We start from the raw sequence: 8629 nt of genomic DNA on the forward strand, positions 1-8629 counted from the left end.
ACGGATTAATGCAGACTAATGCGCAAAGCCGCGGCAGTTGCGAACGGCGAAAGTGTCGCGCTCACTGCCAGCATCGCGCCAAGAATTGCCAGATAGCCTCCGATCGGCAATCCCTGACCGGCGGCATCGATGGCCGCGCTGGCAAAGATCAAAACAGGTATCGACAACGGCAATACCAGTAAACTCAGAAGTACGCCGCCACGCCGCAGCCCTACGGTCAGACCGGTGCCAATCGCACCAAGAAAACTCAAGGTTGGCGTGCCGAGTAAAAGCGTCAGCGCCATCGCACGCCAGCCGGCAAAATCCAGTGACAGCAGGAGTGCCGCCAGCGGCGACAATAAAATCAGTGGCAGACCCGTGATCAGCCAGTGGGCGATCACTTTTCCCAGCACCGTGACGGGCAACGGTGTCGGTAGCAAAAGTAGTTGCTCTAGCGAACCATCCAGAAAATCATCACGGAACAGTCGTTCAAGCGCCAGCAGTGAGGCTAACAATGCCGCAACCCACGCCACGCCTGGCGCAATGCGCGCCAGTTGCTGAGGATCCGGCCCGATACCTAACGGAAACAGCGTGATAACAATCAGGAAAAACCACAGCGGGTTAATCACCTCGGCACCGCTGCGAAATGCAATTTTCAACTCACGCTGAATCACGCGACCTAACATCAAGCCCACTCCGAGATGAGGCGGATTTTGCGCACGCGTTCACTCTCATCAGGCAAATCCTGATGGGTAGTCAAAATCACTGCGCCTCCGTTATCGGCATGTTCAGCGAAACGCGCCATTAATTTTTCCACGCCGCCTTTATCAATGGCGGTGAGCGGTTCATCCAGAATCCAGATTTTTGCCGGGCTGAGCCACAGGCGAGCCAGGGCTACACGCCGTTGCTGCCCTGCGGACAACTGCGCAACCGGCACCTCTTCATATCCCAGCAAGTTCACCTGCTCCAGCGCGTCGAAAATCACTTCTTCATCACGATCGCCGTGCCAGAAATGCAGGTTTTCCAGAGGTGAGAGTACCGACTTCACACCAGGATGATGGCCAAGATAGAGCAAGTTTTGATGCCATATTTCGCGCTGCTGACGAATCGGCTGCGATTGCCACATCACCTCGCCCTCTTCTGCCCGGCTTAATCCAGCCAGCAGACGCAGCAGTGAGGTTTTTCCTGCCCCGTTAGGGCCTTCAATTTGCACAATGTCACCCGGTTGCACATGGAAGCTCAGCCCATGAAACAGGGGTCGCTCATCACGAACACATGAGAGATTAATGACTTCGAGCATGAAAGAAGGAATCGCAGCAGTGAAAAGAGGCGGGGATAATACCACAATGAATCTGTGGGCCGAAGTCTGTGAGGTAGCTCTCACTTCCCCCAAAGGGGGTATTCGTGCGCATCAGATCAAGGAATTGCGCAAAAAATCGCCTCGGTTAAAATCTTGTTACTCTTAAATTGAATCTTCGTAACATTTCGCCCTTGATAAAACCGTCTACGCTTATTACGCGTTGGCATTATCACCAGGAGAAAACATGAAGCAATCACCATCCATTTCAGGACATGACAACGATGTCGAGAGCGACGAAAAGGACCAGGGGAAAGAGATAGAAGTGGATGAAGATGCCCTGCCCTCGCGGGCTGCGGCTATTCATGAAGAGATTCGTCAGGATGGCGAGAAAGAGTTAGAGCGCGACGGCATGGCCTTATTATGGTCTGCCGTGGCTGCGGGGCTCTCCATGAGCGCTTCGCTGATGGCAAAAGGGATTTTCCATGTGCATTTAGCTGATGTGCCTGGCGGTTTCCTGCTGGAGAATCTGGGTTATACCTTTGGCTTTGTCATCGTGATAATGGCCCGTCAGCAACTGTTCACAGAGAACACGGTTACTGCAGTATTACCGGTGATGCACAAACCCACTGGCGGTAATTTCATGCTGTTATTGCGCCTGTGGGGCGTGGTGCTGGCGGGGAATTTGATCGGTACGGCGCTCGGCGCATTGGCGTTTAATCATATGCCGATTTTTGACGAGGCAACTCGCCAGGCCTTCACCGTGATTAGCGAAAAGGTGATGGACAACTCCCCCAGCGAAATGTTTGCCAATGCCGTGATTTCAGGTTGGATTATCGCCACCATGGTCTGGATGTTCCCTTACGCGGGAGCAGCCAAAATCGTGGTGATCGTGATGATGACCTGGCTGGTGGCGCTTGGAGATTTGGCCCATATCGTGGTGGGTTCAGTAGAAGTGCTGTATCTGGTGTTTGCAGGCACACTGCCCTGGCAGGAGTTTCTCTGGCCGTTTGCGCTGCCTACCCTGCTGGGAAATATCACCGGCGGCACGTTGATTTTTGCACTGATTAGCCATGCGCAAATTCGCAACGATATGAGCGAGGCGGCGAAGGCCAAAGCGAGGGCGGAACAAAAGCGCAAAGAGAAAGCGCAGAAGAAACAACAGTGATCTGTGGCACGACATTGTTGATAGATTGAGCAAACAGGATTTACACGGTTAAATTCTGCTGGTCGGTACGCTATACTGCGCGCCGCGTCTCCTTAGTTAAATGGATATAACGAGCCCCTCCTAAGGGCTAGTTGCAGGTTCGATTCCTGCAGGGGACACCATATCGCCGTTCGCTGCCCTCCTCATCCCCCTTTATATTAGGCAATCGCCGAATCATTGGCACGCAAAGATTTTCGATGAGTGGCGGTGGGTTTAACTAAACCAAGACGGCTACGGGTCTTCATGAGAAATAGAAATGCGCTATCAACTTGTAGGCCGAAGTGCCAATAGCGATTAAGGCTGGAACACCGAGTAAAACAGCCAACTTCGCTTCAGAGATCTTTTTATCAACTGCATCTGTCAAAGGCTTTTTAGCGAGTGATTCTTTGAGACCTTCTAGTTTTTCAAGCACGGCAGCCATGTTTCTATCGATTGATTTTACATCGGCCTTTAGCTCTTCAACGTCACGTCTAATATGACTGACGTCAGATTCAAGTTTTACAACGCGCACTTCAAGCATGTTTCCTCCAGCCTGGTAACTATAATTCTGATCATAAGCAATGCCATCCCCAGGCAGAAATCTACTCCTGGTAAACATGCGAATCCGAATGGACGGTGGATGTGACGAAGGGCAGCTTGCAGTGTTCATCATTCCCTCATATTGGCTTTAGGTCTAATCCCTCAAAACAGCCAGCGCGCTATACCCAAGCTGAGTCCAGCCGCGCTCATTATTCCACCCAGGATCCATTTGGTTTGTTTGGTCATCTCTATGTGAATTTTGGCGATCTCTACATGAGTTTTAGCGATTTCCTGATGTAAATCGGCTTTCGTTACGTAGTTAGACTTGATCAACGCCAGGTCGGTTTTCACCGTTTCCATATCGGTTTTCAACGTTTTAATATCTGCCTTCATTTCAAATACATCGGCTTCAAGCTTTGAAACGCGCATTTCCATCGTTACCACTCCGCATAAGTTAAACATGTAATTATTACATCAAAAACAACATGTTAATGGATGGCATTGTATCTAAGGCTAAGAAAAGTTCATCACAATTAGCATGAGAGTGAATGAATCTGAGACGTTTCTCGAAGGTAGAAACTGGCTGTTTCAGGTAATTACAGCGGAATCAAAGCTGGTGCGCGTTTTGGCGCCATGCGGAAGGGGTGACACCATGCAACTGGCGGAAACGGTTACTGAAGTGACTGGAAGAGTGGAAACCGCAACGCAGCGCGATCTCAGTTAACGGCAGAGCGCTGAACTTTAGCAGTTGCAGTGCGGTATCCATACGACGACGCATCACGAACTGATGTGGCGCTTCGCCCACGCTGCTGCGGAACATGCGAGCAAAGTGATACTCACTCAATGAAGCCTCCGCAGCTAATTGCGCCAGCGTCAACGGCTGATCCAACTGTGCATCAATAAAAGCCAACACGCGCCGCAATACCGCGGGCGCTAATCCGCCGCGCACCTGTGGCGCCTGCCACTGCACTTCACTGTAGCGCTGCAAAAGATGCGTCATTAACAACGTTGAGGCACTGCTCAGCATCAATTGATTGGCGGGTTGCTGCCAGTCAACGCTCAGCAGGAAATGGCGATAAAGTTGCGTGATGCGATCGTCGTCGGCAAAGATCTTTTCATGCAGGTTAAGTTGGGCGGGGCTGCGATCCCAAATCTGTTCGCCAAGATGACGCAAGTGCTCGTCAGTACAGTAGAGATGTACGAACGACAAATCGGCGCGTAAATCCCAGGTGGATTCAATACCAGAAGGCATCAGGCAGAAGCGATCCGGACCACCGCCGTTGCGCCAACCATGCTGAGTTTTATGCCAGGTGTCATAGCCATCCGCGGTATACAGGCTGAGCGTATGGTGATCGCTAAGATTAGTGACACGATCGCCACTATTAAACCAGGCCGCCAACTTGATGCCACCCGAAAGCTGCACGCTATCGCGCAATTGCGCTTTATGGCGCTGCAGCATGTCGAAGGTTTGATAATCGGGCATCAAAGGCATCCACTCACAGGTCAATAACGCACAGTTTACGGATCTCCACGGCCAGAAAACAGGCCAACGCAGGACATCCGTGTAAAAAGCGCAAGATTTTGCAATTCGCGCGCAACTGCGTGCAAGCAGATGGCCATCATGATCGTCACACTTCAGGCAATGATTTTGCCGGAGAGAATGCGATGAACATTATGTTGTACCTTGCGGTGGTGTTGATTTGGGGCACGACCTGGATTGCGATATTCCTGCAACAAGAAGCGGCTAACACGCCGGTTCTGGTAGCGGTATTCTGGCGCTTTTTGCTGGCCTCAGTACTGATGCTGGTGATCCTGAAACTGATTAAACGCCTGCGCCCGCTGGATAAGCAGGACCATCTTTTCTGCTTGCTACAAGGCTGTTGCGTCTTTGGCTTCAATTTTGTTTGTTTCTATCATGCGGCCGCGTGGATCAGCAGTGGTCTCGAATCGGTCATCTTCTCCATGGCCGTGCTGTATAACGCGCTTAATAGTTGGATCTTTTTCCGTCAGCGCCCACCGTTTCGCCTGTTGCCCGCGGCCGTGCTTGGTTTGGGAGGAATTGTTGCCTTGTTCTGGAATGACATTCAGGCAGCGCACCCGGCTCCGCAACTGCTGTGGGGCGTTGGGCTAAGTGCTTTGGGCACGCTTGGATTCTCTTTGGGTAACATGATTTCGACTCGCCATCAGCGCCGTCAACGTGATGTGCTAACCACCAACAGCTATGCCATGTTATATGGTGCAATTGTTATGGCAATCATCGCACTATTGAATGGCGATTCATTAGCGCCTGCGCTGAATTTGCAGTGGCTTGGTTCGATGAGTTATCTGGCCATTTTTGGCTCTGTGCTGGGATTTGGCGCTTATTTCACACTTGTCGGTCGTATCGGAGCCAGCCAGGCCGCCTACTGCACACTGCTTTTCCCATTGGTGGCACTGACGTTGTCGACCATTTATGAGGGATATCAGTGGCACAGCAATGCCATCGTGGGTCTGTCGATGATTCTGATGGGGAATATGGTGATGTTTGTGCGCTGGCCCACGGCACGCAAATTACGCCTGGCATGAATAGCGAGAGCGGGCATTGCGCCCGCTCTTTGGTCCTCTAGCGCCAGCCCTGAACGCCGATATTGAGCTGGTGAGGTTTATTGATGGCTTTTCTGGCAATCCAGTAAAGCAGAACGCGTTCATCATCTCTGTCGCGATCGGCCATAGCCAGTAATTTCAGCGACAGCGTGGATTTATTCACAGGCTGATGCTCATCGCTTAACTCGATCACCGCCTGACCGATGATGCAGCAAACTTCATCCTCGCTTGACGCGGATTCATATGCTCGGTCTGTCATATTTCCTCCTATTGAGTGAATCTTAAGCCTGGCAAAAACTGTCATCTTGCAGTGAAATCGGTACGCTTATAACACCTGGTTACACATGCTTACCCATGGCAACCGCTACGCTTAAATTGACACCACTGTGACCCAATGCCATTCATACCCGTATTACTGCATTTCATTCCTTCATCCTGTCTCTTGATGCCCTGCTTCGCCCCACGCGCGCGTAAGCTGCCTATTATCGCTGCAGATTCCGCATTCCCTGAGGGGAGAGATAAAAATGAAAACAGAACTATCCGCGCAGTTGCAGCGCACCCGCATGCTTACCCTTATCGGCACCATCATCACTCAGTTTGCACTGGGTTCGGTTTACACCTGGAGCCTGTTTAACGGCCAGTTGGCGCATAAGCTTGATGCGCCAATCAGTCAGGTTGCCTTCTCGTTTGGTTTACTCAGCCTGGGCCTGGCGATTGCATCGTCACTGGCGGGAAAATTACAGGAGCGCTTTGGTGTGCGTAACGTCACCATCGGCGCCGGGATTTTAATGGCGATTGGCTTTTGGCTGACCGCTCATGCCGATAACCTGATGATGCTGTATCTCAGCGCCGGCATCCTGGTCGGTTTAGCGGATGGCGCAGGATACCTGATGACGCTGTCAAACTGCGTGAAGTGGTTCCCGGAGCGCAAAGGATTAATCTCCGCCTGCTCGATTGGTGCTTACGGTTTAGGTAGCCTCGGCTTCAAATTTATCTGTGGCGCGCTGCTCAGCACTTACGGTCTGGAGAACACCTTTATGATTTGGGGTGTGCTGGCGATGAGTATGATCATTGTGGGTGCGCTGATGATGCGTGATGCCCCTATCCAGCAAAGCAGCGGTAACGCGAAAGTGCTGGAAAAAGATTACACGCTGGCGCAATCCGTGCGCTTGCCACAGTACTGGATGCTGGCATTGATGTTCCTCACTGCCTGCATGAGCGGACTGTATGTGATTGGCGTGGCGAAAGACATCGGCGAAGGGATGGTCCATTTGACCACGCAAACCGCTGCTAATGCCGTGACTGTCATCGCGATTGCTAACCTGAGTGGCCGTCTTATTCTCGGCGTACTCTCCGATAAAATGGCACGTATTCGCGTCATTTCACTGGCACAGATCGTTTCACTGGTGGGCATGAGCATTTTGTTGTTTACCCGGATGAATGAAACCACCTTCTTCCTGTCACTGGCCTGTGTTGCCTTTAGCTTTGGTGGCACCATCACCGTGTTCCCTTCCCTGGTCAGCGATTTCTTTGGTCTTAATAATCTGACGAAAAATTACGGGCTGATTTACCTGGGATTCGGTATCGGCAGCGTGATGGGTTCACTGGTGGCTTCCGTGTTTGGTGGTTTTACCGTGACCTTCAGCTTGATCATGACACTGCTGGTGATTTCACTGGTGTTGTCGCTCAGCATCCGTCTGCCAAATCGTCAAAACGTGACTGAACCTTTGCTGCATAATTAATCTCAACAGATGCCGCATCACTGTGCGGCATCTATTTTCTCCATCTTTTCTGCGTAATGTTTTAAGAGTTGAGAACGGCTGTTATTTAGGATTGCATTTCAGACTATTCGCGTTATTATCATCAGGCATTCGGTTTTATCTGATTGGTTTATTTCCCGCCTTGACGTTTTTAGCTTTAAATTGACATATCTGGCAATAGATCCAGAAATAACTCTACATTCACTGCATCTTCACTCCACTTTTCCCCGGTAATCTGGCTTCATTGGAAAAGAGGAGGACTCTCCATGAAAACACTTATTAAAGCTGCTTCGGTTGTTGCCATTATGACGATGTTGAGTGGTTGTATTGTTCATGACGGATATGGTCGCGGACCGGGCTGGGGCCACGGTGGCGGCTGGCATCATGACCATGGTTATCATGGTCGCCATTGGTAATTGGGCAAAGCACACACAGCACATAATAAAAAAACAAAAAGGGCGGGAATTTATCCCGCCCTTTCTTTTAGCTTTTTACCGCGTAATTACATTGATACCAGGCTTTCTTTAATCCGGGCAGATGGCTGTCCTGTGCTGGCAGCGATTCCACTTTATCAAATCCACGCTGGTTACAATAATTCGCCAGATCCACTTCCATCGCATCTTTATTCAACGTTTGCGGGTCATAACGATATTGCACGGTATTTGAGCTTTTATCTTCATCGACACGTTCAAATCCACCGGGTTTGCTGACACTACAACCGGCCAGCATAAAAAGCGCGAGTGCGCTAATAAGCATTTTTTTCATTAGGGTGTCCTCTTCCAGGCGAAGCAGTCTAAATGCCTAAGCCGCACGCATCTATAGGAAACTGGCGCGAAATAGTCATTTTTAAAAAGTTTTTACCAATCAAATCAATAAAACCAAACGGTTTTTCATATCACTTAACCGATGCCATGATGCATTCAGACAGCACGAAGTCTGTACCACACCAGGTGACACGAGAAAAACAAACGGAAAGTGACCTTTATGCCCGCGCTGAGCGTAATGCTTGTCAGTTAAGATCTTAATGGAGGCCGCAACGGATAACGTTGTGGCCTCTTTTTTACCGCCCTTGGGTAATGCCGCACTCTTCTTTCCGGCAGCACCAGCCCTGGAGCCATCGCCATTATCTCTTCCATTATCCGCGGTATTTTTCCCGGTGAGATGCCCGGTAGCAGGCTCAGATGACTTCTCAGATACAGTGCGGACTGCTTAAAACTCATCTGATAAGGTTCCACGCCTTTCAGGCTGTACGCCATCTGCGCCATCATGAACCTCAGATGGCTA

At 50.5% G+C, this 8629-nt stretch carries 11 protein-coding genes, 1 tRNA gene and 1 pseudogene; 5 read left to right on the forward strand and 8 right to left on the reverse strand.

What is annotated here, in order from left to right; all coding sequences use genetic code 11:
- Positions 1 to 5: 5 nt before the first annotated feature.
- Entirely contained in the window at positions 6 to 665 is a 660-nt protein-coding gene (ccmB, locus tag FD744_RS20740; protein ID WP_038649973.1) for a heme exporter protein CcmB, read from the reverse strand.
- Positions 665 to 1279, reverse strand: a complete 615-nt coding sequence (gene ccmA / locus FD744_RS20745; protein ID WP_160869185.1) for a cytochrome c biogenesis heme-transporting ATPase CcmA — start codon at positions 1277 to 1279, stop codon at positions 665 to 667. The genes ccmB and ccmA overlap by 1 nt, the downstream gene beginning before the upstream one ends.
- Before the next feature lie 244 nt (positions 1280 to 1523).
- On the opposite strand from ccmA, the gene FD744_RS20750 reads away from it, so the two are divergent.
- The gene (locus FD744_RS20750) at positions 1524 to 2444 is read left to right on the forward strand and encodes a formate/nitrite transporter family protein (RefSeq protein WP_160869187.1); all 921 of its coding nucleotides are present in this window, start codon (positions 1524 to 1526) and stop codon (positions 2442 to 2444) included.
- Between the two features lie 86 nt (positions 2445 to 2530).
- A tRNA-Arg gene (locus FD744_RS20755) sits at positions 2531 to 2605 on the forward strand.
- A gap of 119 nt (positions 2606 to 2724) precedes the next feature.
- On the opposite strand, the gene FD744_RS20760 is transcribed toward FD744_RS20755, so the two are convergent.
- From FD744_RS20760 to FD744_RS20770, 3 genes are all read right to left on the reverse strand, one after another.
- A complete protein-coding gene (locus FD744_RS20760) occupies positions 2725 to 3003 on the reverse strand; it encodes a hypothetical protein (RefSeq protein WP_097116543.1) in 279 nt (92 codons plus the stop codon).
- A 161-nt stretch (positions 3004 to 3164) separates the two neighbouring features.
- Entirely contained in the window at positions 3165 to 3437 is a 273-nt protein-coding gene (locus tag FD744_RS20765) for a hypothetical protein (RefSeq protein ID WP_160869189.1), read from the reverse strand.
- Between the two features lie 172 nt (positions 3438 to 3609).
- Complete coding sequence (locus FD744_RS20770; RefSeq protein WP_097116541.1) at positions 3610 to 4485, reverse strand: helix-turn-helix domain-containing protein; 876 nt, start codon at positions 4483 to 4485, stop codon at positions 3610 to 3612.
- Positions 4486 to 4667: 182 nt separating this feature from the next.
- On the opposite strand from FD744_RS20770, the gene FD744_RS20775 reads away from it, so the two are divergent.
- Positions 4668 to 5567: a DMT family transporter gene (locus FD744_RS20775; RefSeq protein WP_034825280.1), complete on the forward strand. Its 900-nt coding sequence runs from the start codon at positions 4668 to 4670 to the stop codon at positions 5565 to 5567.
- A 37-nt stretch (positions 5568 to 5604) separates the two neighbouring features.
- On the opposite strand, the gene FD744_RS20780 is transcribed toward FD744_RS20775, so the two are convergent.
- Positions 5605 to 5844, reverse strand: coding sequence for a hypothetical protein (locus FD744_RS20780; RefSeq protein WP_034825199.1), 240 nt, complete (start codon positions 5842 to 5844; stop codon positions 5605 to 5607).
- 265 nt (positions 5845 to 6109) lie between these two features.
- On the opposite strand from FD744_RS20780, the gene FD744_RS20785 reads away from it, so the two are divergent.
- Both FD744_RS20785 and FD744_RS25395 read left to right on the forward strand, forming a co-directional pair.
- Entirely contained in the window at positions 6110 to 7327 is a 1218-nt protein-coding gene (locus FD744_RS20785) for an MFS transporter (RefSeq protein WP_034825201.1), read from the forward strand.
- A gap of 284 nt (positions 7328 to 7611) precedes the next feature.
- Positions 7612 to 7761 (forward strand): hypothetical protein, encoded by a 150-nt coding sequence (locus FD744_RS25395; RefSeq protein WP_166934934.1) that lies wholly within the window; start codon positions 7612 to 7614, stop codon positions 7759 to 7761.
- A 67-nt stretch (positions 7762 to 7828) separates the two neighbouring features.
- Here the strand turns inward: FD744_RS25395 and FD744_RS20790 are convergent, their stop codons facing one another.
- Positions 7829 to 8110 carry a lipoprotein gene (locus FD744_RS20790; protein WP_038645632.1) on the reverse strand — a complete coding sequence of 94 codons (282 nt, stop codon included), beginning with the start codon at positions 8108 to 8110 and terminating at the stop codon, positions 7829 to 7831.
- A gap of 248 nt (positions 8111 to 8358) precedes the next feature.
- Positions 8359 to 8629 (reverse strand): annotated as a pseudogene (locus FD744_RS25660) (IS4 family transposase); the annotation flags it as partial.

This window comes from Pantoea sp. Taur (assembly GCF_009830025.1).
GTDB classification, from domain to species: domain Bacteria; phylum Pseudomonadota; class Gammaproteobacteria; order Enterobacterales; family Enterobacteriaceae; genus Pantoea; species Pantoea communis.

What these genes read in the sequence shown, in the direction of transcription:
- ccmB (WP_038649973.1), bottom strand. Translation starts at nt 665, where the DNA reads ATGTTAGGTCGCGTGATTCAGCGTGAGTTGAAAATTGCATTTCGCAGC.
- ccmA (WP_160869185.1), bottom strand. Translation starts at nt 1,279, where the DNA reads ATGCTCGAAGTCATTAATCTCTCATGTGTTCGTGATGAGCGACCCCTG.
- FD744_RS20750 (WP_160869187.1), top strand. Translation starts at nt 1,524, where the DNA reads ATGAAGCAATCACCATCCATTTCAGGACATGACAACGATGTCGAGAGC.
- FD744_RS20760 (WP_097116543.1), bottom strand. Translation starts at nt 3,003, where the DNA reads ATGCTTGAAGTGCGCGTTGTAAAACTTGAATCTGACGTCAGTCATATT.
- FD744_RS20765 (WP_160869189.1), bottom strand. Translation starts at nt 3,437, where the DNA reads ATGGAAATGCGCGTTTCAAAGCTTGAAGCCGATGTATTTGAAATGAAG.
- FD744_RS20770 (WP_097116541.1), bottom strand. Translation starts at nt 4,485, where the DNA reads ATGCCCGATTATCAAACCTTCGACATGCTGCAGCGCCATAAAGCGCAA.
- FD744_RS20775 (WP_034825280.1), top strand. Translation starts at nt 4,668, where the DNA reads ATGAACATTATGTTGTACCTTGCGGTGGTGTTGATTTGGGGCACGACC.
- FD744_RS20780 (WP_034825199.1), bottom strand. Translation starts at nt 5,844, where the DNA reads ATGACAGACCGAGCATATGAATCCGCGTCAAGCGAGGATGAAGTTTGC.
- FD744_RS20785 (WP_034825201.1), top strand. Translation starts at nt 6,110, where the DNA reads ATGAAAACAGAACTATCCGCGCAGTTGCAGCGCACCCGCATGCTTACC.
- FD744_RS25395 (WP_166934934.1), top strand. Translation starts at nt 7,612, where the DNA reads ATGAAAACACTTATTAAAGCTGCTTCGGTTGTTGCCATTATGACGATG.
- FD744_RS20790 (WP_038645632.1), bottom strand. Translation starts at nt 8,110, where the DNA reads ATGAAAAAAATGCTTATTAGCGCACTCGCGCTTTTTATGCTGGCCGGT.